This window comes from Bradyrhizobium sp. AZCC 1719 (assembly GCF_036924525.1).
GTDB lineage: Bacteria > Pseudomonadota > Alphaproteobacteria > Rhizobiales > Xanthobacteraceae > Bradyrhizobium.
This window is the reverse complement of the sequence record NZ_JAZHRU010000001.1, coordinates 494,271-516,907: the sequence shown is the minus strand read 5'-3', so window position 1 is coordinate 516,907 and position 22,637 is coordinate 494,271. Positions and strand designations below refer to the sequence as shown.

Here is a 22,637-nt window from a genome sequence, read left to right as displayed (position 1 = left end):
ACAAAAGCAAATTTGAGAACAAACCGGAATCGGATTCCGGAACTAAGGAATCTTGCCGCCACAATGGTTAACGGACGGTTAAGAAGGCCTCTTCGCGTTCGCCGGTGCTCGAAGAGGGCACGGCCTATTCGCGCGCTGCCAATGGACACGCCTCGATCGCGGTCCCGAGCTGAGCGCCCTCGATTTCGACGCAGGGCCTGGAACGATCCACGCGCAGACCATACCGCTCCAGCAACCGTTCGCGGATCGGTTTGCCCCGCATGTGCAATTCCCATGCGCCGCCCGGCAACGGGGATTGGAGCCCGGCACGAATGCGACGGTCGAACGTGCCGTTGGACATGATCGGCAGCGCAATGTCAGCTAGCTGGTAGAACCGCGACTGCGATGGCAGCAGCGGGGCGACATAGGCCAGCGGCTTGTCGATGATGAGATAGTTTGCAGGCTGGTGAAGCTGCTCGGGAATCGCGGGGTTGAATGGATTGGACCAGGGGCGGCGGAACCAGTCACCCGGTTGCGACCATAATGCGATTAACAGGGCTGTCGCCGCCATGACGGAATTGACGCGCAGCGACGATGCGCCCTGCGTAATCCCTCCGAACGGCACAGCCAGAGTGCGGGAAATCAACAGGATGATCAGCGGCGCGCACAAGAGCTCCAGCACGATGGCGTAGCGCTGAATCGAAAACACGGCGAGCCATGTCGCATAGGAGACGATGAAGAACAGCAGGAATTGGATGTCGCGTTGCGTGAAGATCGTAACGCGGGTGACGAGAGATCTTCCGATACCGAACACGAGGAGCAGCGTCGCGACCGCAAATCGCGCATCGCGGAACGGATATTCCGAGCTCCTGTTGTGGCCGACCAGCCAGTAGAATGGATAGGCCAGCGCATCCAGCAGGCCGCGCGGCATGAACTGCCAGTCCATGATGTTCATCGGGACCAGTTCTTTGGACTGGAACACGGCATTGAAGAGCGGGAAAATCGGATTACCCATCTCGCGCCAGAGCATCACCCCCCAGGCGCCGCCGGTCGCCAACGCGCCGATCAGCCCGCCAACTCCGAGACAGAGCGTTGCCAGCAGCGGCCGGGCCGCAACCAGCACGGCTGCAGCCGCTCCGAGCGCATAGACGACGTTGGTCAGTTTCAGCCCGACGGCCGCGCCGATCAACAGTCCGGCGAGGACGTAGCGCCCGTGATGCGATCCATTTGCCGACAGGATCAGCATACAGCCTGCAACGATCGGAAGCGCGGTGAGGATGTCGGAGAAGCTCGTGCCCACTTCCGAAAGCGTCATCGGTCCGACGGCCGCAATCAGGACCGTTGCCCCGATCGCGCTTGCCGTCGCCGCTTCCCGCAGCAGGACGCGGACGAGAAAATAGATCAGCAGCAGATTGAGGCCGTGTACCGCGCCGATGATCATCAGGCCGTAGGGTGCCGGCAGCAGATGGCGCAGATAGTAAAGCGGGAAATAGACGGTCGGATTGAAGTAGGTCTGAAAGCCGGCCGGCAAGGCATCGATGCCGTAGCGGCCGTTGATGACGGCCCAGACATTGTACTCGTGGTAATTTTGCCAATCCCAGTTGACGTCCTCGCCGGCAAACCAGGTGTAGATCGCGCCGGCCAGCAACGAGCCGAGCGCGATCGCCATCGGCACCAGGACATTGGTCTGAAGGATTGGCGTTCGCCAGGCCCGGTCCGCGGGCCTTGCTGCATCCGTGCCGGCAACGTCAGCGGCGTGTGTCACGCTTGTTCCATTTGCGTCGCCCGGGCGATCTGGAGTTGGGCACGATAGACACCTCTAGGGTGCCGGCTTTAAGGATTGGTGAAAGTTTCGCCGTGCATCGGTGCGTCCCGGATCGTTCGCAAATCGCCGTCTCACTCCGGCTTGAGACCGCCTGCGCGGACCACCTTGCCCCATTTCTCGGTCTCGTCTGCGATCAGTCTGCCGAAATCGGCAGGCGAGCCCGGCATCGGCGCGCCGCCGATGGCGGCAAGCCGGGCCTTCATGCCGGGATCGGCGATCGCCGCGTTGATCTCCTTGTTGAGCTTGTCGACGATCTCGGCCGGCGTGTTTTTGGGCGCCGCGAAGCCGTACCACTGGCTGGCTTCATAGCCTGCCACGACATCGCCTACGGTCGGAACTTCCGGCAACTCCGCCATGCGCATGGCCGTCGTCACAGCGAGCGCGCGCAGCTTGCCGGTCTTGATGTGATCGGCGGTACCGGGCGCAGCGGCAAACAGGATCTGCACCTGGCCGCTGATGAGATCCGTCATTGCCGGCCCTTGGCCGCGATAGGGGACGTGGACCATGTCGACGCCGGTCATCATCTTGAACAATTCGCCCGCCATATGCGGCGCGCTGCCGCTGCCGGCGGAGGCCATGTTGATCTTTCCGGGGTTGGCTTTGGCGTAAGCGATGAATTCGGCCAAGGTCTGCGCCGGCACCGCAGGGTGCACCAGCACCACCATCGGCACACGAATGACGCCGGCGACCGGCGCAATGTCGCGGACGAAATTGAAACTGAGCTTTTCGTAGAGCGAGGCGTTCACCGCATTCGGCACCGTCGCCAGCAATAGCGTGTAGCCGTCGGGCGCCGCGTTCACGACCGCCTCGGTGCCGATATTGCCGCCGGCGCCGGTTCGGTTCTCGACGACGAAGGGTTGTTTGAGATGGTCGGCCAACCACTGGCCGATCAGCCGCGCCGTGATATCGACGCCGCCGCCGGCAGCGAAGCCGGCCACGATCTTCGTCGGCCGCGTCGGATAATCGAGCGCGGATACCAGTCGCGGCAAGGCAGGTGCAGCGATGAGTGCGCCGGCCAGCTTAAGGAAATTCCGACGAAGAATTTTCATGTTGAGCGTCCCCCTGTTCTTGGCAAGCCTATCTCAATTGCCGCGGTTTGAGTAAAGGCAACGATCCGGCAGGCCACATGCCCTGTTTCGGCAGCATGGGGACATGCCGATTCCCCATGCCAAAGACGCTTGCTGCCGCCCCAAAGTTGGTCATATCCTGAAGGCAGGTCGTCCATTCCGGGCGGCCGATGTTCTCAGGGCGGGGTGAAAATCCCCACCGGCGGTAAGGGTGACGTAGCCCAAGCCCGCGAGCGCCTTCTTCTCGCCAGAGCAGAAGGGTCAGCAGATTCGGTGTGATTCCGAAGCCGACGGTTACAGTCCGGATGAAAGAGAACGGTTTGCGGCGGCCTCGCACGTTTGCGCGTGGGCCGGTGTCGTTCCGTATGCCCTGATTCTGGTCCTGAAAGAGGAAAGCCATGAATCAGATGTTGCAAGAGCCTGAAGTTCAATCCCAAGCAGCCGAAGCCCATCACGTTCCTGACGTGCCCGAGCGTCCGCCGGCGCCGGTGCATCCGCGTTTCGTCAAGCCGCAACGCATCGCCTTCGTGCAGTCGTCGTGGCACCGCGACGTGGTCGAGGAATGCCGCATTGCCTTTCTTGAAGAGATCGAAGCGCGCCATATCACGCGCGCGCAGGTCGATCTGTTCGAGGTGCCGGGCTCGTTCGAGATACCGCTGCATGCGCAACTGCTCGCCAAGACGCGGCGCTACACCGCGATCGTGGCGGCAGGCCTCGTCGTCGACGGCGGCATCTATCGCCACGAATTCGTCGCCGACACCGTGATCAAGGCGCTGATGGACGTGCAGCTCAGGACCGAAGTGCCGGTATTCTCGGCGGTGCTGACGCCGCAGCAATTCCATGAAAGCGCCGTGCACCACGAATTCTTCCGCAAGCATTTCGTCATCAAGGGCATCGAGGTCGCAGAAGCCTGCGCCAACACGCTACACAGCCTGGAGCGGCTGCGCGGCCAGGTCGCGGCGGGGATTGGCGGATAGCTCGACGCGTCATTGCGAGCCACGAAGTGGCTCGCAATGACGAATAAACTCTCGATTGGAGCCATCGATGGTCAACAGCTCGCAGGAATCTTCCGATTGGCTCGGCCTGTCAGGCCGCGTGTGCGTGGTGACGGGAGGGGGAGGTGGGATCGGCCGCGCCGTTGCCCTCAGTTTTGCTCACGCCGGCGCCCGCGTGGCCGCGATCGATCTCGATGAACGTGGCCTTGAGAGAACGCGCGCCGAGCTCGTCAAGCTCGGCGCCGATCATGTCATCGCGCGCTGCGATACGACGGATGTCGAGAGCGTTACCGCTGCGGCCGCGACGATCGAGAAATCGCTTGCACCGTGCAACGTGCTGGTCAACACCGCGGCCGTGCTGCGTCCCGGCGCGCTCGACACCTTGTTGCTTGCCGAATGGAATGCCGTTCTCTCCGTCAACCTGACCGGCTACTTCCTCTGCGCGCAGGTGTTCGGCAGGCAGATGCGTTCGCTTGGCCGCGGCAGCCTGGTTCACGTCGCCTCGATTGCCGGCAGCAATGCGCAAGGGCAGAGCGGCGCCTACAGCGTCAGCAAGGCCGGCGTGATCATGCTGTCGCGGCAGCTCGCCAACGAGTGGGGACCGCACGGCATCCGCAGCAATGTCGTCAGTCCCGGCATGGTGATCACGCCGATGAGCCAGGCGTTCTACGATACACCCGGCGTCACCGAACGCCGCGCCGCAGTCGTGCCGTTGCGGCGGGTCGGCATGCCGCAGGACATGGCCGATGCCATCCTGTTCCTCGCCAGCGACCGCGCGTCCTATGTCAACGGCGAGGAGATCATGGTCGACGGCGGCTACGCCAATATGCTGATGAATTTGGTGCCGCGACCGGGATTTGAATGAGGGAGCGGTAGTGCCGTAGGGTGGGCAAAGGCGCTCTTGCGCCGTGCCCACCATCTATTGCGGCGTCGTCAAATGGTGGGCACGCTGCGCTTTGCCCACCCTACAAGCTACATCTCAGTCGAACAGGCTCGACACCGATTCTTCCGAGGCGGTGCGGCTGATCGCCTCCGCGATCAGGGGCGCGATCGACAGCGTGCGGATGTTGGCAGCCTTGTTGACCGCTTCCGTCGGCAGGATCGAGTCGGTGATCACGAGCTCTTTCAGTTTCGACGAGGCGATGCGCGCGGCAGCGCCGCCGGAGAGCACGCCGTGGCTGATATAGGCGTAGACTTCCTTGGCGCCGTTGGCGATCAGGGCGTCGGCCGCGTTCACCAGCGTGCCGCCGGAATCGACGATGTCGTCGATCAGGATGCAGGTGTAGCCGGCGCAGTCGCCGATCACGTTCATGACCTCTGATTCACCGGCGCGCTCGCGCCGCTTGTCGATGATGGCGAGCGGCGTATTGATGCGCTTGGCCAGCCCGCGCGCGCGCACCACACCGCCGACGTCGGGCGACACCACCATCACATTGCCGAGGTCGAAGCGCTCCTTGATGTCGCGCACCATCACCGGCGAGGCGTAGAGATTGTCGGTTGGGATGTCGAAGAAGCCTTGGATCTGCCCGGCGTGCAGGTCGAGCGTCATCACGCGGTCGACGCCGGCATGGGTGATCAGGTTGGCGACGAGTTTGGCCGAAATCGGCGAGCGCGAGCCCACCTTGCGATCCTGCCGCGCGTAGCCGAAATAGGGAACCACCGCGGTGATGCGGCGGGCGGAGGCCCGGCGCAGCGCATCGGTAATGATCAAGAGTTCCATTAGATGGTCGTTGGCCGGAAACGACGTCGACTGAATGATGTAGACGTCCGAACCGCGGACGTTTTCCTGGATTTCGACGAAGATTTCCATGTCGGCGAAGCGCCGGACCACCGCCTTGGTCAGCGGCAGATGCAGCCAGTTCGCGATTTCCTGGGCCAGCGCGGGGTTGGAATTGCCAGCGACCAGCTTGATCGAGCCGTTCTTGGCCGCCATCAACGCTTCTCCTCGCGCCTTGCTGGATACAACGTTCAGCATATCGAGAAAGTCCTCGGGAACCGGCGCGTTTTGTGAGCGAGGAGATATCAGGCGGGTGGCTCGGCTGGCAACCCGTTGATGTCGTTTTCCCGGTCAAAAATCGGCCGATACGGGACTTTAACAGGGCTGTTTATTGGGCGCTGAAACCGAGCGCCGTGACGCCGGCCGCATCCTGGGCGGGTACTGTTTCTTCCGCACTCGCGACCGCGGGACCGCGGCGCTCCGGGGCCGGCGCAGGCGCTGCATCCGGGCTTCCGTTGACCATGCCGGACAGACCGCTGAGGCCGGCCTGCGCGATTTTCCGCAACACGAGGTCGTCGGCTGCCGCCCAGGCGTCGCGGCCAGCCTTGCCGGCGGGCTCTTCGCCGGAAAGGCGCAGCGCGCGCTGCTGGCCGTTGTCATAGACGTCCCAGACCCAGGCGATCACGGTCTTGCCGCGAACCACCTGCGCCGACAGATAGCTGCGCACGCGGTAGGATGCTCCGCCTTCGCGCGAGACGATCGACAGGTTTCGCAGCTTCGATTCGCTGTCGAGCACGCTGACCATCCGGTCGAATACCTGCGGCGGCGGACCGTCGATTGATTCGAACGCCACGGTGGGACCGCCGCCCCCGCTCGGTGCCATCGCATACGAGCCGCTGGCCGCGCCGCCGCCGGCACAGCCACCGAGCGCGCAAGAAACGACAAGCAGCACTGCTGCGATCAAGGCGCGCGGGGTTTGCAGGCACGAAGCAATCAAGATGTTCCTCATTGCTCCCTGCGATATCGTTAAAATGTGTTAAGGTCTAGGGCAGCGCGTGGATAAGCTCGCCAAAAAGATTGCGTCCGGCTCGTCCCGTCTCTCCTTCTTGTTGCCAGAATTCTTCAACGCCGCAGGATCATCCATGCGAACCTTTGTCCTCGACGGCTATGGCGCGATCGCCGACCATGTCCACCTTGCCGAAATCGCCGATCCGGCCCCGGGCGCCGAAGACGTCCTGATCGAAATCCATGCCGCCAGCCTCAACCCGATCGACTTCAAGATCGTGCATGGCGACTTAAAGCGCGTCTCGAAATATCGACTGCCGCGCCCCTTCGGCTTCGATGCCAGCGGCATCGTGCTGTCGGCAGGCGCGCGTGCCACCCGCTTCAAGCCGGGTGATGCGATCTATGCGCGCGCCTCGCGCGAAACGATCGGCACGTTTGCCGAGAAGATCGCGCTGCAGGAGCAATTCGTGGCGTTGAAACCGGCAGCCATCTCGCATGCGGAAGCTGCGGCGCTGCCGCTGGTGGGGCTGACGACCCTGCAGGGATTTGCGCGCGTCAAGGCACGCGCCGGCCAGCGCATTCTGATCCACGCCGGCGCCGGCGGGATCGGCACGTTCGCGATCCAGTACGCCAAGCATCTCGGCCTCGAGGTCACCACGACCACGAGTTCAAAAAACGCCGATTTCGTCAAATCGCTCGGTGCCGACCGGGTCATCGCCTACGACCGCGAAAACTATCTCGAAGCGGGCGGGGACTACGACATTGTCTACGACACGCTCGGCGGCGCATTCACGGTCGATGCCTTCAAGGTGGTGAAGCGGGGCGGCGCTGTGATTTCCCTGAGTGGACCGCCCGATCGCGATTTCGCCCGCCGCGAGGGCGCGGGCTGGCTGGTCCGCGCGGCGGTCTGGTTGATGAGCCGCAAGGTCTATGCCGCAAGCGCCGAGGCCGGCGCGAGCTATTGCTGGTTTTTCACCGAGCCGAGTGGCGATCAGTTGCGCGAGATCGCCCACCTGGTCGACAGCGGCGCGATCAGGCCGGTGATCGATCGCGAATTTGCCTTCGAGCAGTTGCCGGTGGCGCTCACCTACCTGAAAGCCGGCCGGGCGCGGGGCAAGGTGGTGCTGCGGGTGAAGTAGGAAATTACTCGCTCGTCAGCGCGATCGCGTGGACGTGGCGGCCGTAGTCCGGCTCCTTCCGGTGCACCGAGCGGCGGTAGCTGTAGAAGCGCTCGTCGGAATAGGTGTCGACGCCGAGGTCGTCGATCATCAGGATGCCGGCATTCTCCAGCCGCATGCGGATGAATCCGGGAAGATCAAACATCGAATGACCCGCACGCACTGACGGGATGAAGAACACGCCATTCTCCGCATCGGCATCCATGAAGCGCTCGACGAGTTCACTGCCGACTTCATAGGAGTGCTGGCGGATCAGCGGACCGATGGCGGCAACGATGCCGGAGCGGTCGGCGCCGAGTTTTTCCATTGCGTCGATGGTGGATTCCAGAACACCCGTCAGCGCGCCTTTCCAACCGGCATGCGCGGCACCGATCACGCGCGCGGCGGGGTCAGCGAAAAGGATCGGACCGCAATCCGCCGTGGTGACGCCGATGGCGATGCCTTCCGTGCGTGTGACGAGCGCGTCGGCGCGCGGCTTGTCGCCCGGCCATGGTCCGGTCGCGACCACAGCGTCGGGCGAATGGATCTGGTGCACGCTGAGCAAGCGCTCGGGCGTAACCCCCATCTGCTCGGCCATCCGGCGGCGGTTTTCCGCGACATTGGCCGGATCGTCGTTGGAGCCGAGCCCGCCATTGAGTCCTTCGTAAATTCCACTGGATACCCCGCCCTCGCGGGTGAAGAACGCGTGGCGCAGCCCGGGAATGGCTGACAGCAGCGACGATCCGAACGTCATGCTTTTTCGTCTCCCGGTGCTTGCGGTTCATCGCTGAGGCCTGCAACCGAGGTGAGATTTGGTTCGGTAACCGCAAGCACCTTGAACATCGATCCCATGCCGCCGCGGCCAGAGTCGGTCAGGCGCTTGAGCGCGGCGGAAATATCGGCGGAAACCTCCGCCGTGGTTTTTCCCATCAGCGTGACGGCGCGGGTCTCGATGCCGAGCCGCTTGAGGAATTCGCCCTGCGTCACCGGGCCATGAACGCGCGCGCCGACGTCTTCCGCCGCGCGCGCCAGCGCCTGGAAATCGACATGGGCGGTGACGTCGGCCTGTCCGGGATTTTTCAGGGGATCGGCAAAACTGTGCCGGGCGATGGCCTGGAAGGTATCGCCGGCGTCGCTGCGCAGATGTCCGTAATCGATGATCAGAGCCGCGCCGTCCTGGTCGCGCACCCGCGATGCGATCTTCATCATCTCGGTATCCGGCCGCCATTCGAACACGGCGCCGATCGGGGCCGCGCGCACCAGCGGCGGCAGCAGCACCTCGAAGCGCGGCATCGGGTCATCCGCGGCCGCGAATACCAGCTTGCCATTGGCGTCGAGCTCGACGACGCGCTCGTGCCAGCCGGTTTCGCGCTTGACCACCTGATGGATCGGCAGCACGTCGAAATATTCGTTGGCGAGAATGACCGCGGGGCCCTCGGGCACGTCGTCGATACTGTCATGCCAGGTGATGTTGCGCGCGCCGGATAGCGTCGCCTGCTGCTTCTCGCGCAGCACCGGATTGACCTCGACGAGATGGATCTGGATCGATTGATAGAGCGGCGGCAGCACCCGGACCGCGCGGAGCGCGTCCGCCATCATGGTGCCGCGGCCGGGGCCGAGCTCGACCAGCCGCAGCATCGGCGGCGACCCGATCGCCTTCCACACCGAGGCCGTCCATAGCCCGAGCAACTCGCCGAACATCTGGCTGACCTCGGGCGCGGTGGTGAAATCGCCCTCGCGGCCCAATGGATCGCGCGACACGTAGTAGCCGTGCTCGGGATGCATCAGGCACAGCTCCATGTACCGCCAGACCGGCATCGGTCCGGACGATCTGATCAGCTTGTGGATCTCCGACTGTAACGGCGAATATTCGGTCACGGCCTGCCTTAAATCGACTTCTCTATATGCTGCGGCGTCTCGCGGCGCCATGCCATCATGATCAGGATGGCTCCGGCAATGATCATCGGTACCGACAACAGCATACCCATGGTCAGCCCGCCCCACAAAAATCCGAGCTGGGGATCGGGCTCGCGGAAGAATTCGCTGGCGATGCGTGCAAGGCCGTAGATCGCGATGAAGCTGCCGAGGATCAGGCCCGGCCGCTTCAGCGCGCCCATCCGGACCATGGCCGCCAGGACAACGAACAGCAGGAAACCCTCAAGCGCCGCTTCGTAGAGCTGGCTTGGATGGCGGAAAAGTTGAAGCGGGTCATCGGGAAAGATCATTCTCCAGGGCACGCTGGCATCCGCCTCACGCCCCCACAACTCCCCTTTGATGAAATTGGCAAGCCGCCCGAGGAATATTCCGATCGGAGCGACGGCGGTCGTGATATCGCCGAGCGACAGGATGGAGATCTTGTTCTTGAGCGCAAACAGCATCACCGCGGCGACGCAGCCGAGAAAGCCGCCATGGAAGGACATGCCGCCTTCCCACAGCTTGAAAATGGCGATGGGGTTCTGGATGAAGAAGGCCGGGTTATAGAACAGCACATAGCCGGTGCGGCCGCCGACGATGATGCCAATCGTGACCCAGAGAATGAAGTCGTCGAGCTGCACGGGTGCGATCGGCGCCGGCCCGCCCCATAATTTCTCTTTCCTGATCAGCGCGCGCGCATAGATCCATCCGAGCACGATGCCGCAGATATAGGCCAGCGCATACCATCGGATCGCGAACGGTCCGATCGAGATGGCGACCGGATCGATTTCCGGAAAGGCTATGGTGAGAAGGGGCATTGGGCGGGAGGTCTAGTGCGCGAGGTTGCGGCGATAGAGCGCCAGCAGACGCTCCCAGTGCCGCTCTGCAGCGTCGCGATGATAGACCGGACGCTTCGGGAAGGCGAAGCCGTGATGGGTGCCGGGATAGATCTCGACCTCGTTCTTCGTGCCTTCCATCGCCTGCTTCACCTTGTCGATGATCTCCTGCGGCGCGTAGATGTCGGTCTCAGCGCAGGCGAAATAGAGTTCTGCCTTGGTCTTCGATGCAGCCAGATGCGGGCTGTCAGCCTGGTCGGTCGCGAGATGCGTGCCGTAGATCGAAGCCGCCGCCTTCACCCGATCCGGAAAATGCGTTGCCGCGTTGACCGCGTAGCGGCCGCTCATGCAGTAGCCGACGGTGCCGACGACCTTCGTGTTTGCGGCAGGTTGCGTCTCTGCATAAGCGAGCAGCGCCTTGGTGTCCTCCATCACCATGGGAATATTGATGGAGTTCATGAAGCCGGACATCCGCTTGCGCTCGGGCGCTTCCGGATCCGGCGGGATCGGCCCCAGCTCCATGACGCCGGAGCGGTAATAGAGGTTGGGCAACATCACATAATAGCCCGACGTGCCGAGCCGCCGCGCCATGTCGCGCAGTTCCTCGCGGATCGCCGGTGCGTCCATGTAGAAGATGATGACCGGGAAGGGGCCGCCGCGCTCAGGGTGGGTGATGAAGGTCGTGGTCTTGCCGTCCTTGGTCGCAATATCGATCTGCTGGTCGATCATGGGCGTTGCTTTTTGTGTTGTGATTCCGGTGTCTGGCTGGCTGTTCGATACGATTGCAAGGAAACTGCAGCATGACAAGGCGAACGGCCGTCACGTTGGCGTTGAACCGCGCTCTTGAACGTTTCGCTTGGGATTGCCATTGTCTTGTCGTGACGATCAATTTGCAGCGACCGGAGCGTTTTAGATGACCCAGACCAGCAATCGGTTTTTCGACGAGATCGGCCGTTTGATGAATGACGCCGCCGGCGCCGCCCAGGGCGTCAAGCGCGAGGTCGATACCGTCATGCGCAACCAGGCCGAACGCATCCTGCGCGATCTTGATGTCGTCAAGCGCGAGGAGTTCGATGTGGTCAAGGATATGGCCCGCCTGGCGCGCGAGGAGAATGAGGCGCTAAAGAGCCGGATTGCTGTTCTGGAAGCCAAGCTCGGCATTGCGCCGGCCACGCCGGATGCCGGCGTCCTGGCGGACGGGTAGGGCTTGTTACCCTCCCCTGGGGGGAGGGTCGGCTCACATGGAGCGCAGCGAAATGTGAGACGGGGTGGGGTGATCTCTCCACTCGGGCACTGATCGAGGGGATGGACCGTCACCCCACCCCGCCGCTTCGCGTCAACCCCCGAGCGAGCTTCGCTCGTCCGGACCCCTCCAGGGGAGGGTGAAGAACAAGAAAAATCCCTTCATTTCCTTGTCATTTCGCCCCTTTGGGGCTAAAAGCCCGCCACGTCCGCAGCCCCCGCACCCCTGGAGGCTTGCTGTGGGACGCCAACGGGCCGCGATGCGGCCTTTAACTTTTTAGAAAACAAGGACTTAACACGATGGCGACCGTCAAGGAATTGAAGGCGACCGCGCGTCCGCAGAGCGGCAAGGGGGCCGCCCGGGCAGAGCGTCGCGCCGGGAGAGTGCCCGGAGTGATCTACGGCAACAACCAGCCCCCCGTGACCATCTCGGTCGACGACAAGGAACTGCGCCAGCGCATCCTGGCCGGCCGTTTCCTGACCACGCTGTTCGACATCGATCTCGAGGGTAAGAAGCACCGTGTGATTCCGCGCGACTTCCACCTCGATCCGGTGAAGGACTTCCCGATTCACGTCGACTTCCTGCGGCTCGGCGAAGGCGCGACCATCCGCGTCAGCGTGCCCCTGCATGTCGTGAACGGCGAAACCTCGCCCGGCGTCAAGCGCGGCGGCACCATCAACGTCGTCACCCACACCATCGAGCTCGAATGCTCGGTCGACAACATTCCGCAGTACATCGAGGCCGATGCCGGCGCACTGGAAATCAGCTACTCGCTGCATCTGTCCGACATCAAGCTGCCGACGGGCGTGAAGTCGCTGTCGCGTGAGGACGCAACGCTCGTGACCATCGTGCCGCCGTCCGGCTACGCCGAAGAACAGAAGGCTGCGGCGGCTGCCGCGGCGGCAGGCACGGCCGCTCCGGCGGCGGGTGCCGCTCCGGCTGCTGCTGCCGCGCCTGCGGCGGGAGCTGCCGCTCCGGCGGCTGGCGCCAAGGCGCCGGCTGGTGGCGACAAGAAGAAGTAAGCAGCGGCAGGATGCCGCGTCATGCGCCTGTTTGTTGGCCTAGGTAACCCCGGTTCGAAATACGCGAACAACCGGCACAACATCGGGTTCATGGCCGTCGATGAAATTGCGCGGCGTCACGGTTTCGCACCGTGGCGCCGCCGTTTTCAGGGCGAGACATCCGAGGGCACGCTCGATCGCGAGAAGGTCGTTCTGCTTCGGCCGACCACCTACATGAACGAGTCCGGGCGCGCGGTTCAGGAAGCCGCGAACTTTTTCAAGCTCGGCGCCTCCGACATCACCGTGTTTCAGGACGAGCTCGAACTGCCGCCGGCGAAAGTCCGCGTCAAGGTCGGCGGCGGTATCGCCGGCCACAACGGGCTGCGCTCGATCACCTCGCATATCGGCAACGACTATCGCCGGGTGCGGCTCGGGATCGGCCATCCCGGCATCAAGGAGCTGGTGCACGGTCACGTGCTCTCGGATTTCACCAAGAGCGACCGCGCCTGGGTGGAAGCCCTGTGCGCGGCGGTGGCCGAGAATGCGGGCTTGCTGGCCGCAGGGCACGACTCCTCGTTCCAGAACAAGGTGCATCTGGCGCTGCAGGCCAAGGGAATTTTCGACAAGGGTGATGATGGCGCGCCGTGACGCGTCGTCGACCGTCAGCAACGAACTTCAGGACAAGTTATGGGATTCAAATGCGGTATCGTTGGCCTGCCCAATGTCGGCAAGTCGACGCTGTTCAACGCGCTGACCGAGACGGCAGCGGCGCAGGCGGCGAATTATCCGTTCTGCACCATCGAGCCGAATGTCGGCGAAGTCGCCGTGCCTGACCCCAGGCTCGACAAGCTGTCGGCGATCGCAGGCTCGGCGCAGATCATCCCGACGCGGCTGACCTTCGTCGATATCGCAGGGCTCGTCCGCGGCGCTTCGAAGGGCGAAGGCCTCGGCAACCAGTTCCTCGCCACCATCCGCGAGGTCGACGCGGTCGCGCATGTGGTGCGGTGTTTCGAAGATTCCGACATCACCCATGTCGAAGGCAAGATCGCGCCATTGGCCGACATCGAGACCATCGAGACCGAACTGATGCTCGCCGACCTCGACAGCCTGGAGAAGCGGGTCGACAATCTGGCGAAAAAGGCCAAGGGCAACGACAAGGACGCCAAGGAGGCGCTCGACCTCGCTAACCGCGCCCTGGTGCTGCTGCGCGAGGGCAAGCCGGCGCGGTTTCTGGAGCGCAAGCCGGAGGAAGAGCGCGCCTTCGGCATGCTTGGCCTCTTGACCTCCAAGCCGGTGCTCTATGTCTGCAACGTCGAGGAAGGTTCGGCCAAGGACGGCAACAGCTTCTCAAAACAGGTGTTCGAGCACGCCAAGAAGGAAGGCGCGGTCGCGGTGGTGATCTCGGCCAAGATCGAATCCGAGATTGCGACCCTGTCACGCGAGGAGCGCGCCGAGTTTCTCGAGACGCTCGGCCTGGAAGAGGCCGGCCTCGACCGCCTGATCCGCGCCGGCTACCAGTTGCTCGACCTCATCACCTATTTCACCGTCGGCCCGAAGGAAGCCCGCGCCTGGACCATCCACCGCGGCACCAAGGCGCCGGCGGCGGCCGGCGTCATCCATACCGATTTCGAAAAGGGCTTTATCCGGGCCGAGACCATCGCCTATGCCGATTACGTCGCGCTGAACGGCGAAGCCGGCGCCCGCGATGCCGGCAAGCTCAGGCTGGAAGGCAAGGAATATGTCGTCGCCGACGGCGACGTGATGCATTTCAGGTTTAATACGTGAGAATTGGTAGGGTGGGCAAAGGCGCATCGCGCCGTGCCCACCATCATTCCGCCGGCGCGAACGAAATGGTGGGCACGCCAACGGGCGCGCGTTCGCGCGACCGTTGGCTTTGCCCACTCTACGATTCCCGCGTAATCACCGCATCCCGCCCTGATCTCTGATCGCGCCGAGATGCTCGTTGATGCGGAAGACGATCAGGATGAATTCCGCGGCGATGCGCGAAAACACCACGCCGACCACGACGCCGGCGATCGAGGACAATAGCAGGATGAATCCGCCGAACGGGCTGACCGCCATCGCGGCAAGCGCCGAAAAAATTCCGGATAGGCCGAACAGCACGATCAAGCCGATGACCAGCCAGTAGAAAGTCTTGATAATCGTGGGCGTTATGAAGCGGTCCCACTGAAATAGATCCTGAAAATCGAACATCGATGGTTCTCCGGCGGGTCAAGAAACCTGGTCCCAGACGGCACAGGGCTAGCTCCGAAAACTGCTTCGGGCAAGTCAGGGCGAGCGCCGGCAGCGGTACTCGCCCGTGGCGAACGAGCCATGCGGGTGGGCGGGTTGAGATTGCTGCAAATAACGGCCACAATCGGGCTTCCCCGCCGCAATCCTCAATCCAAATCGTCAACTGATGACAACGCTGACCTTCGAAGACTTCACGCCCGGCCATTTCGGCACGTTCGGACCGCGCCACGTCACGCGCGAGGAGATTTTGGCGTTCGCCGCCGAATTCGACCCGCAACCGATGCATCTGGACGAAGCCGCCGCCAACGCGTCGATGCTGAAGGGGCTGTCCGGTTCGGGCTGGCATCTCAGCTCGCTCGTGATGCGGATGCTGTTCGACGGGTTTATCGGCCGCACCGCCTCGCTCGGCTCGCCCGGTGTCAACGAAATGCGCTGGCTGTCGCCGCTGCGCCCGGGCGATGACCTGACGCTGGATGTCAGCGTCGCGGAGGCCAGGATTTCGAAAAGCCGGCCCGAGACCGGCATCGTGACCCTCAAGAGTACGATCCGCAACGCGGCCGGGGTCGTACTGTGCGAGATGGAGTCCCCGATGATTGTGCGCCGCCGCCTTGAAGCAGGAGCGGAGTAGCGATGCGTTTCTTCGAGGACATCGAGATCGGCGCGCAGCGCGAGTTTGGCTCGTTCACCTTCACCGCCGGCGACATCAAGCGGTTTGCCGCGCAGTTCGATCCGCAGCGCTTTCACCTCGATGAGGAAGAGGGGCGCAAATCCCTGTTCGGGGGGCTGGCCGCATCGGGCTGGCATATTGCGGCGGTGTGCATGAAGCTCTTGGTCGCCGACGGCAAGCGATTGACGGCCGAGGCCGTCGCACGCGGTGAGCAGGTCGCGGTGTGGGGGCCGTCGCCGGGTTTTCGTGAATTGCGCTGGGTCAGGCCAGTGTTGGCGGGCGATACCGTCAGCTTTTCCAACCAGGTCGAAACCAAGCGGACCTCGGAGAAGCGTCCCGAATGGGGCATCCTGCAGGCCCGCAATACCGGCACCAACCAGCGCGACGAAGTCGTGTTCTCGTTCCTCGCCACCGCGTTCGTGCCGCGACGGAGTGGGATTTCCGGAGCTTAATCGTAGCCCGGATGAGCGTAGCGACATCCGGGACCGATGCCCGTGTGAATCCCGGATATCGCTGCGCTCATCCGGGCTACATGTCCCTTCGGGGCAACATGGTTAGCCAATTGTTTCGTTAGTGCTTCGTAATCCAAGACTCCACGAAACCGTTTTTTTGCTAACGCATTTTGAACTTTCTGCCTGCCAAATGCGTCTCAGGGGAAGTACCGAGGGGATGAAAATGGCAGATCGCAGCGGCCTGAAATTCGTCGGCTTTGTCTTCGCAACCGTCACGATGGCGGTGATGCTCACCGCCACGATGGTGGTGAAATCCTATGCCGACGGCGTTTACACGATCGAGGACACCGCGTTCGTCCGCCAGTAGTTGCGGATCGGGCAAGCATAGACGCCGAATCTCAAAAAAGATTCAGCGGCTCCAGATCAACGTCATTGCCACGACCGCAAGCGTCAGCAGTCCGACGAAGCGGATCACGAGCGTGCCCATGCTATGCGACGATTGCCGCAACGGCATTGAATTCATGTTGTCTGGCTGAACGTTTTGCATCGCCGGTGTGTGTCCCCAAAAAGGTGCCTGCCGCCAAGTGACGACATCCGTCGTTGGACGCGACCGTGCTTATAGAGTTCAGATCGAACACAGCCAAACAAAACCGCCGCGCTCAGTTACGGAACGCGGCGGAGTGTTAGATTTTTGCAACGATCGGATTAGGCGTTGCGCAGGCCGTCGGCAGCGCGCTTCCACTGCGTGACGTTGTCGGCAATCATGCGCGTCGACTTCATCGCCGCCTGGCTGAGCTGCGCATAGCCCGAGATCTCGCGCTGGACGCGCTGGCCTTCGGCATGGAGCAAGTCGCGGAGGCTTTCGAGTTCGGAAATCAGCTTCTCGATTTCCGCCAGCGACGTGCCGGCGACGCGCTGGATCAGCGAATTGACGTTGTTGACGGTCGCTTCGGCATTGGCGTCGATCGGCATGGCGTCCGGGGCCACCGCGGGCCGACGCAGATAAGCGATATCGTTGCGAACGAAATCGCGGATGCCGGCCTCGACTTCGGATACGGCGGCGAGATCGTTGTCGACTTCCGGGTTGGAATCAACTTGTTCGGAACGAATGGTGGCGTTCATCGGCTATTCCTCTGTTTCGCTTTCAGGCGAGCGCGGACAGTCCCCCGCACGACGAAGTGGAGCGGCCCCATCTGTCCTGCCGATTTTGTCCGCATCTTGGCCAATCTGCGGCAATGATGGTTCATTCTCTGGGGCAGTACCCTCGAGATCGGAAAACGCGTCAAATTGGGACGATTTCGGCTCTCACCAGCTACGCCTGAAGCCCGCGCTGAGGCTCTTGTTGGCGGCACCCGAGGGCGTTTCGCCGATCGAGCCGGAGATGGTGACGCCGTCGAACAGCTTCTGCTCGGCGCCGACCTTGCGCAGCCACTTGTCGTCGGATGTCGATAGCGTCTGGCCGGCGATCAAGCTGGTGCCGGTGTCGGCAATGCTGAGCCTTGCCGACTGGTCGGTCTCGTAGCTGCTGACCGGATGGCCGACGATGCCGGGCACCGGCACGATACCCTGCTGGATCAGGTTGTAGTCGTTCTTCAGGGTCAGCGAATACTGCTCGCTGATCGGCAGCGATTTGCTCAAGGATGTGCCGAGCTTGCTCTGCTCGGATCCGGGATCGACCCGGGCCTCGACCGCGGTCGTGTCCCAAATCGAGCCAACGCCTGGGGCCGTAATCGCAGCCCACGCGGTACCGGACGATTGCGGCAGGCTGCCGCCATTGGCAAGTTTTTCCGAAAGCAGTTCGGACGTCGTCACCGTGCCTTGCCGCGCGACCGTCATGTCGGCGCCGATCCGCGCATCCCAGAACGGCGAGATGGATTGCTTGACCGATACCGCGGAGGTGCCGTTCGGTCTTTCATTGGCGGACCATGAGGCATCCGCGCTGGCAGCGCCTTTCGACGAATTGCCTCCCTTCGGCGCCTGAAAGCTCAGGGTCGATGCATCGACGTTGAGTTGGCTCCAGTCGAGCTTTTCGACGTCGATGTCCTTCATGATGTCGGCATCGTTGACGCTGGAAGCCGCCTCGGCTTGTTCAGCCTCTTGCATCTCCGGCTCGTCGTCGGTCGGCGGCGTTTGCGCCGCCACAGCCAATATCGAAGCCAAACTTACGCCGGCCACCAGCATTGGCAGCCGCGCCCAGCCAAATCGCATTTTCGGAATCATTGCCCCGCCCGCATTCCCAGTCGCGCCAAGAATGCGTTTGTCTTAGTGCGAAATTATGACCGGGTTCTTGTCATTGCGAGCCAACGGGTCGCGCGAATGCGCGCCCGATGACAGGCTCCGCGAAGCAATCCATCTCTCTGCGCACGCCGAAGCATGGATTGCTTCGTCGCTTGCGCTCCTCGCAATGACGGCATCTGTGAGCTACACCGCCATCCGCGGCAGGTGAATCGGGTAGCCCACGGTCTGCTCGACCAGATCGAAGGTGTCGACCAGCACGCGCAGATTGGTCAGGCGGCCGGCCCTGAACTGGGCGAAATGGGCGATGCGCAGGCTGATCGGCTTGTCCGAATCCAGCGCGGTCAGCGAATAGCGCATCATCGAGGCGGCCGTATCCACTCCCAGCATGATCGATTCGCGGTCGAAGCGGTGGACGCGGAAATTGTCCGCGATCTGCCTGATCACCTCCATCACGGCCGCCTTGCCGCGGCGCTGGCCGAAGAACGGATACATATCGATCGGTCCATAGATCGCCCAGTCGACCTCTTCGTCGAGCAGGGCTTCGAGATCGGCGGGCTGGCGTTCATTGATCGCACGATGCAACGCGCGCGAAAAACGCCAGAGACTATGCTCTGTCATTTTGATTTGGTCCTAAAAACTGGATTTCAAAACGGCAATCGCGCCCAATCAGGTGTCTTCATCGACGCCGGGCCGAAATGCCGAACTTCACCGTTGCAGCCAGAAATAGAGCAGTTTCGCCAGAACACAATTGTCGTTTTTGCAATGCACAAATGCGACTGTTCTGGCCGCGTTATCGGTCGTGGCGGCGCACCGGCTCGCGCTCGATGGCGATCTCGGCGTCGCGAATGGCGATGATGCCGAACAGCAGGGCACAGCCGATACCGCCGATAGCGGCCCCCATCGGCATGAAGGTGAAGAACACCAGCACGCTGCCATAACCTTCAAAACTCGTGGTTTTGAAGATTTCCACCCAGGCGAGACCCAGCCCGATGCCCAGTGCTGCGCCTCCCAACGCCCCCAACGCCAAACCAAGCAAAGCCAGCAACGCGATCTTCATATGATCTTCTGGTCCGCAAACAGCCTCGTAGTGTGTCGCGGCCGGCGCGATCAGGTTCATGGCGGGGAGGGAATAGGTGGTGCTGTCATTCCGGGGCGCCCGAAGTGCGAACTCAGGTGCGTAATTGCGCACCTGAGAATCTCGAGATTCCCCGATGCGCAATTGCGCATCTGAGGTCTGGTCCTAACGGACCATCCGGAATGACGCCGTTGGGCAAACGCTAAATCGGCTCCGGCCTTCTACCGGTCAGGATCGCGGCGACGTCGCGTTCGAGCAGTTGCTGGACCAGATCGAAGGTGTCGATGATTTCCCTGATCTGGCTGATCTTGCCGTCGCGTAGCGTGTAGAAGCCGGCGATGTCGAACTGCACCATGCGCTGGTTAATGCTCTTGCGGAAGAACACGCGGATGAACGCGGCCGCCTTGTCGCCCTCGACGACCAGGATCGGCACCTCGCAGCGCAGTTCGGAATAGCGGGCGCGGACGGCGTTCCACATCTCGCGCATTTCGGCCTTGCCGCGGCGATGGCCCATATGCGGCAGGATGTCGATCGGGGCGTTGGCAAGCGATTCGATGTCGTCGGTGCAGCGCGCCAGTGCGCCTTCGACGTCGCCGGAATACAGGATGTTGAGGAAATCCAGTACGCGCTGACGATGAGATTCCTCGGTCATTCGTCCACCCCGTCTGGGTTCGATCCGGCTCTGCGGCCCAGTCCATTGTGAAGGGAAGGGCGGGGGATCAATCAGCAAAAAGCAACCTACAGTATGTGACGCGGTGGTTTCCAAAAGGTTCACTGCCGCGGTGCGACGACGCAGCGAACACGCGCGGAGCCTGTCATCCGGCCGCGCTGCGCGCGGACCCGTTGGCGCTCGTCACCATTGAGGGCTTATGACACGGTAAGATTAGCGCTAGGCCAGGATAGTGCTGCCGCTCCTGTCCGGTCGGCTAAGCGGCGTCTTGGTTGCGATCACCGCCCGGATGTCGTCGGCCAGTTCGCGGTAATGCAAGCCGAGGCGCAGGTATAGCTCGCGCTTCGCCCCATCCGACGTCAACTTGCCGATCAAATCGCATTCGGCAGCGAGAGTCTCGAACCGCTCCAATTTGGCTTCAAGGTCGGTCATGACGCGTCTCCCCAACAGCCACCAAGGGGATCAGCTTACGCCTTCATTTTACGTCACGGCTAACATCGTTATTGGATAGAACTAATTTACAGCCTCGGCGATTGCGCGGACGCTCCGGCAATCGTTGCCTGGTCATGTGCCTCGGGTGGGTCACGTCTGCTGGTGGCGAGAGCAGACATTTGCCACCGGAAAGAACGGCAATGTGCTATCATGCCGGCGCCAACGTCGCACAAATGACGCGGTGCTCAGATGATCACAATCCCGGAACTGGTGGCGCAAGCTTTGGGGTCGTTTCTGGCCTCGGATACAAAGAGCCGGTTTGGCTCCTCCCATGCCCGGCTGGCTGAATTTCTGCCCTATGCAGCCAGGCTCACATTGGAATGCATCGGCAACAGCGATGCCCTGTATCACAACATCGAGCACACAATGCTCGTGACCCTTGCCGGGCACGATATCCTCATGGGTCGGGCGATGCTACGGCCAACGACGGCAGACGATTACGCCAATTTCATCCTGGCGTGCCTCAGCCACGACATCGGATTCGTTCGTGGAATTGTCCAGGGAGATGACGGAGATTCCTATGTCGCAGATCTCAGCGGCCGTACTGTTCGCCTGGCGCGAGGTTCATCCGATGCTGCGCTGGCAGCCTACCATGTGGACCGCTCGAAGCTGTTCGTCTTCGAGCGGCTCGACACTGCCGAAGAAGTCGATGCGAGCCGGATCGCCAGGGCAATCGAATATACCCGATTTCCCTATGTTGATTCATCGTCAAACGACGAGCTGATCGAAGAAGAGGGCCTGTTGCTGCGCGCGGCCGACCTCATCGGGCAGCTCGGCGACCCCAACTATCTGAAGAAAGCGAATGCCCTGTTCTACGAATTTGAAGAAGTCGGCATGAACAAAACGCTCGGCTACGAGACGCCGGCAGACGTTGTTTACAAATATCCGCAGTTCTATTGGAACAACGTCGCGCCGCAGATCCAGACGGCCATACGCTATCTCAATGTCACGTCGAGTGGACGGCAATGGATAGCAAACCTGCACAGCAACGTTTTTCGGGCCGAGCGCGAAATGAACTTGTCCGGCCCGCAGCCGTGATAATGGCATGCTCGCTCCGCGTGGATCGAGCCGCCGTCCGCTAGCCGTGATAGCTCGGCGACTTGCGCGCCAGCCCATCGAACGCGTCGAACAGCCGCTCGCGCCAGGCATAGACTGGATCCTCTTCCATCAGCAGCTTGAACGGGCTGACCACGCGCGCCCACTGGAACGCGCCGAACACGATATAGTCCGCATAGTTCGCTGCCGTGCCGCCGAGGTACGGCTGCGTCCGCAATGTCTGCCGCAGCGGATCGAGGCTTTTGCGAAAACCTTCGACCGCCTTGTCGCGGCCGGCCATGATGTCTTCCAGCTTCTTGCCAAAGCGCGCCTCGCGCGATGTGCGGAAATAGGCGGCGTCCTCCGGCTTCAGGTTGAGCGGGATGTCGGCGATGATGAGCGGAAACATGCCGCCGATCACGCCATCGCCCCACCAGTTCAGCATCCGTCCCATGGCGCGGCCGCCTTCGCCGCCGAACAGCGACGGACGGTCCGGATATTTGTCTTCGAGATAGTTGGCGATGGTCCAGGAATCGACGACGGCGCTGTCGCCGTCGAGCAGCACCGGCACCTTCTCCGAGCCATGCGGCGCGATCGCGCTTTTCTCGGTGAAGCACCAGGGAATCGTCTCCGCCGACAGCCCCTTATGCGCCAGCGCCATCCGCGTTCGCCAGCAGAACGGGCTGAACGGACGGGACGGATCGGTGCCGACGAGTTCGTAGAGTTTGAGAGGCATCGGCGACATCTTGCGCGAGCAGCGGCAACTACACAAGCGCTGTCATTGCAAGGAGTGCATGCAACGAGGTGTCCGCGTAGCTCGAAGACGGAGGCGAACGCAATCCATCATCGCCCGCTACCAATCGGTGCTGCTTGAGCGACGGATAGCTTTCCACGCCGTAGAACTACGGGAGAAGCACAAGCCTCGGCGGCCTTGAGGACCCTTTGGCAATATCGAAAGCAGTATGAGCGCTCTTCGGCAGTATCTCGGAAGGAGTATTGAATCTCCTTTCCACGCT

The 22,637-nt window shown here is 62.3% G+C and carries 28 protein-coding genes and 1 riboswitch; of the genes, 11 read left to right on the top strand and 17 right to left on the bottom strand.

Features of this window, described 5'->3' with window-relative positions:
* Positions 1-124: 124 nt before the first annotated feature.
* Entirely contained in the window at positions 125-1,744 is a 1,620-nt protein-coding gene (locus V1292_RS02540; protein ID WP_334370174.1) for a glycosyltransferase family 87 protein, read from the bottom strand.
* Positions 1,745-1,875: 131 nt separating this feature from the next.
* Entirely contained in the window at positions 1,876-2,853 is a 978-nt protein-coding gene (locus V1292_RS02535) for a Bug family tripartite tricarboxylate transporter substrate binding protein (RefSeq protein WP_334370173.1), read from the bottom strand.
* 186 nt (positions 2,854-3,039) lie between these two features.
* Positions 3,040-3,192: riboswitch (FMN riboswitch) on the top strand.
* Positions 3,193-3,269: 77 nt separating this feature from the next.
* On the opposite strand from V1292_RS02535, the gene V1292_RS02530 reads away from it, so the two are divergent.
* Together V1292_RS02530 and V1292_RS02525 are read left to right on the top strand one after the other, a co-directional pair.
* Positions 3,270-3,848, top strand: a complete 579-nt coding sequence (locus V1292_RS02530) for a 6,7-dimethyl-8-ribityllumazine synthase (RefSeq protein WP_247511783.1) — start codon at positions 3,270-3,272, stop codon at positions 3,846-3,848.
* A gap of 67 nt (positions 3,849-3,915) precedes the next feature.
* Positions 3,916-4,731, top strand: coding sequence for an SDR family NAD(P)-dependent oxidoreductase (locus V1292_RS02525; RefSeq protein WP_334370172.1), 816 nt, complete (start codon positions 3,916-3,918; stop codon positions 4,729-4,731).
* Between the two features lie 114 nt (positions 4,732-4,845).
* Here the strand turns inward: V1292_RS02525 and V1292_RS02520 are convergent, their stop codons facing one another.
* Both V1292_RS02520 and V1292_RS02515 read right to left on the bottom strand, forming a co-directional pair.
* Entirely contained in the window at positions 4,846-5,799 is a 954-nt protein-coding gene (locus V1292_RS02520) for a ribose-phosphate pyrophosphokinase (protein ID WP_213248136.1), read from the bottom strand.
* A 172-nt stretch (positions 5,800-5,971) separates the two neighbouring features.
* Positions 5,972-6,592, bottom strand: a complete 621-nt coding sequence (locus V1292_RS02515) for a hypothetical protein (RefSeq protein ID WP_334370171.1) — start codon at positions 6,590-6,592, stop codon at positions 5,972-5,974.
* A gap of 133 nt (positions 6,593-6,725) precedes the next feature.
* Here V1292_RS02515 and V1292_RS02510 point away from each other — a divergent pair, with 133 nt between their 5' ends.
* Positions 6,726-7,727, top strand: coding sequence for an NADP-dependent oxidoreductase (locus V1292_RS02510; RefSeq protein ID WP_334370170.1), 1,002 nt, complete (start codon positions 6,726-6,728; stop codon positions 7,725-7,727).
* 4 nt (positions 7,728-7,731) lie between these two features.
* Here V1292_RS02510 and pgeF read toward each other — a convergent pair whose 3' ends face one another.
* From pgeF to V1292_RS02490, 4 genes are read right to left on the bottom strand one after another with little or no spacing between them, the layout of a single operon-like run.
* Positions 7,732-8,499 carry a peptidoglycan editing factor PgeF gene (gene pgeF, locus V1292_RS02505; RefSeq protein ID WP_334370169.1) on the bottom strand — a complete coding sequence of 256 codons (768 nt, stop codon included), beginning with the start codon at positions 8,497-8,499 and terminating at the stop codon, positions 7,732-7,734.
* Positions 8,496-9,623, bottom strand: a complete 1,128-nt coding sequence (locus V1292_RS02500; protein ID WP_334370168.1) for a class I SAM-dependent methyltransferase — start codon at positions 9,621-9,623, stop codon at positions 8,496-8,498. Before V1292_RS02500 ends, pgeF begins: the two co-directional genes overlap by 4 nt.
* 8 nt (positions 9,624-9,631) lie before the next feature.
* The gene (gene lgt / locus V1292_RS02495; protein WP_334370167.1) at positions 9,632-10,477 is read right to left on the bottom strand and encodes a prolipoprotein diacylglyceryl transferase; all 846 of its coding nucleotides are present in this window, start codon (positions 10,475-10,477) and stop codon (positions 9,632-9,634) included.
* 12 nt (positions 10,478-10,489) lie between these two features.
* The gene (locus tag V1292_RS02490; protein WP_334370166.1) at positions 10,490-11,224 is read right to left on the bottom strand and encodes a dienelactone hydrolase family protein; all 735 of its coding nucleotides are present in this window, start codon (positions 11,222-11,224) and stop codon (positions 10,490-10,492) included.
* Positions 11,225-11,408: 184 nt separating this feature from the next.
* On the opposite strand from V1292_RS02490, the gene V1292_RS02485 reads away from it, so the two are divergent.
* The 4 genes from V1292_RS02485 (at position 11,409) to ychF (ending at position 14,524) form a co-directional block, all read left to right on the top strand.
* Positions 11,409-11,699, top strand: coding sequence for an accessory factor UbiK family protein (locus V1292_RS02485; RefSeq protein WP_334370165.1), 291 nt, complete (start codon positions 11,409-11,411; stop codon positions 11,697-11,699).
* A gap of 338 nt (positions 11,700-12,037) precedes the next feature.
* Positions 12,038-12,760: a 50S ribosomal protein L25/general stress protein Ctc gene (locus tag V1292_RS02480; RefSeq protein ID WP_334370164.1), complete on the top strand. Its 723-nt coding sequence runs from the start codon at positions 12,038-12,040 to the stop codon at positions 12,758-12,760.
* Between the two features lie 21 nt (positions 12,761-12,781).
* Entirely contained in the window at positions 12,782-13,387 is a 606-nt protein-coding gene (gene pth / locus V1292_RS02475) for an aminoacyl-tRNA hydrolase (protein WP_334370163.1), read from the top strand.
* 39 nt (positions 13,388-13,426) lie between these two features.
* Positions 13,427-14,524, top strand: coding sequence for a redox-regulated ATPase YchF (gene ychF / locus V1292_RS02470; RefSeq protein ID WP_334370162.1), 1,098 nt, complete (start codon positions 13,427-13,429; stop codon positions 14,522-14,524).
* A 135-nt stretch (positions 14,525-14,659) separates the two neighbouring features.
* Here ychF and V1292_RS02465 read toward each other — a convergent pair whose 3' ends face one another.
* Positions 14,660-14,953 carry a DUF4282 domain-containing protein gene (locus V1292_RS02465; protein WP_028350758.1) on the bottom strand — a complete coding sequence of 98 codons (294 nt, stop codon included), beginning with the start codon at positions 14,951-14,953 and terminating at the stop codon, positions 14,660-14,662.
* Between the two features lie 205 nt (positions 14,954-15,158).
* On the opposite strand from V1292_RS02465, the gene V1292_RS02460 reads away from it, so the two are divergent.
* The 3 genes from V1292_RS02460 to V1292_RS02450 all read left to right on the top strand — a co-directional run bounded on the left by V1292_RS02460 (position 15,159) and on the right by V1292_RS02450 (position 16,478).
* On the top strand, positions 15,159-15,620 hold the full coding sequence (locus V1292_RS02460) for a MaoC family dehydratase (protein ID WP_334370161.1): 462 nt from the start codon (positions 15,159-15,161) through the stop codon (positions 15,618-15,620).
* A gap of 2 nt (positions 15,621-15,622) precedes the next feature.
* A complete protein-coding gene (locus V1292_RS02455; protein ID WP_334370160.1) occupies positions 15,623-16,111 on the top strand; it encodes a MaoC family dehydratase in 489 nt (162 codons plus the stop codon).
* Positions 16,112-16,334: 223 nt separating this feature from the next.
* Positions 16,335-16,478, top strand: coding sequence for a hypothetical protein (locus V1292_RS02450; protein ID WP_197427265.1), 144 nt, complete (start codon positions 16,335-16,337; stop codon positions 16,476-16,478).
* Positions 16,479-16,520: 42 nt separating this feature from the next.
* Here the strand turns inward: V1292_RS02450 and V1292_RS02445 are convergent, their stop codons facing one another.
* The 7 genes from V1292_RS02445 to V1292_RS02415 all read right to left on the bottom strand — a co-directional run bounded on the left by V1292_RS02445 (position 16,521) and on the right by V1292_RS02415 (position 20,526).
* Positions 16,521-16,658 carry a hypothetical protein gene (locus V1292_RS02445; protein ID WP_275190187.1) on the bottom strand — a complete coding sequence of 46 codons (138 nt, stop codon included), beginning with the start codon at positions 16,656-16,658 and terminating at the stop codon, positions 16,521-16,523.
* Between the two features lie 158 nt (positions 16,659-16,816).
* Positions 16,817-17,233 carry a hypothetical protein gene (locus V1292_RS02440; RefSeq protein WP_334370159.1) on the bottom strand — a complete coding sequence of 139 codons (417 nt, stop codon included), beginning with the start codon at positions 17,231-17,233 and terminating at the stop codon, positions 16,817-16,819.
* Between the two features lie 183 nt (positions 17,234-17,416).
* On the bottom strand, positions 17,417-18,319 hold the full coding sequence (locus tag V1292_RS02435) for a hypothetical protein (protein ID WP_334370158.1): 903 nt from the start codon (positions 18,317-18,319) through the stop codon (positions 17,417-17,419).
* A 213-nt stretch (positions 18,320-18,532) separates the two neighbouring features.
* A complete protein-coding gene (locus tag V1292_RS02430) occupies positions 18,533-18,967 on the bottom strand; it encodes a nuclear transport factor 2 family protein (RefSeq protein ID WP_334370157.1) in 435 nt (144 codons plus the stop codon).
* Between the two features lie 172 nt (positions 18,968-19,139).
* Positions 19,140-19,538 (bottom strand): hypothetical protein, encoded by a 399-nt coding sequence (locus V1292_RS02425; protein ID WP_334370156.1) that lies wholly within the window; start codon positions 19,536-19,538, stop codon positions 19,140-19,142.
* Positions 19,539-19,626: 88 nt separating this feature from the next.
* Positions 19,627-20,076 carry a nuclear transport factor 2 family protein gene (locus tag V1292_RS02420; RefSeq protein WP_057842225.1) on the bottom strand — a complete coding sequence of 150 codons (450 nt, stop codon included), beginning with the start codon at positions 20,074-20,076 and terminating at the stop codon, positions 19,627-19,629.
* A 237-nt stretch (positions 20,077-20,313) separates the two neighbouring features.
* Positions 20,314-20,526 (bottom strand): hypothetical protein, encoded by a 213-nt coding sequence (locus V1292_RS02415; protein ID WP_334370155.1) that lies wholly within the window; start codon positions 20,524-20,526, stop codon positions 20,314-20,316.
* 249 nt (positions 20,527-20,775) lie between these two features.
* On the opposite strand from V1292_RS02415, the gene V1292_RS02410 reads away from it, so the two are divergent.
* Positions 20,776-21,624, top strand: a complete 849-nt coding sequence (locus tag V1292_RS02410; protein ID WP_334370154.1) for a metal-dependent phosphohydrolase — start codon at positions 20,776-20,778, stop codon at positions 21,622-21,624.
* Between the two features lie 40 nt (positions 21,625-21,664).
* Here V1292_RS02410 and V1292_RS02405 read toward each other — a convergent pair whose 3' ends face one another.
* Positions 21,665-22,357: a glutathione S-transferase family protein gene (locus V1292_RS02405; RefSeq protein WP_334370153.1), complete on the bottom strand. Its 693-nt coding sequence runs from the start codon at positions 22,355-22,357 to the stop codon at positions 21,665-21,667.
* Positions 22,358-22,637: the final 280 nt, after the last annotated feature.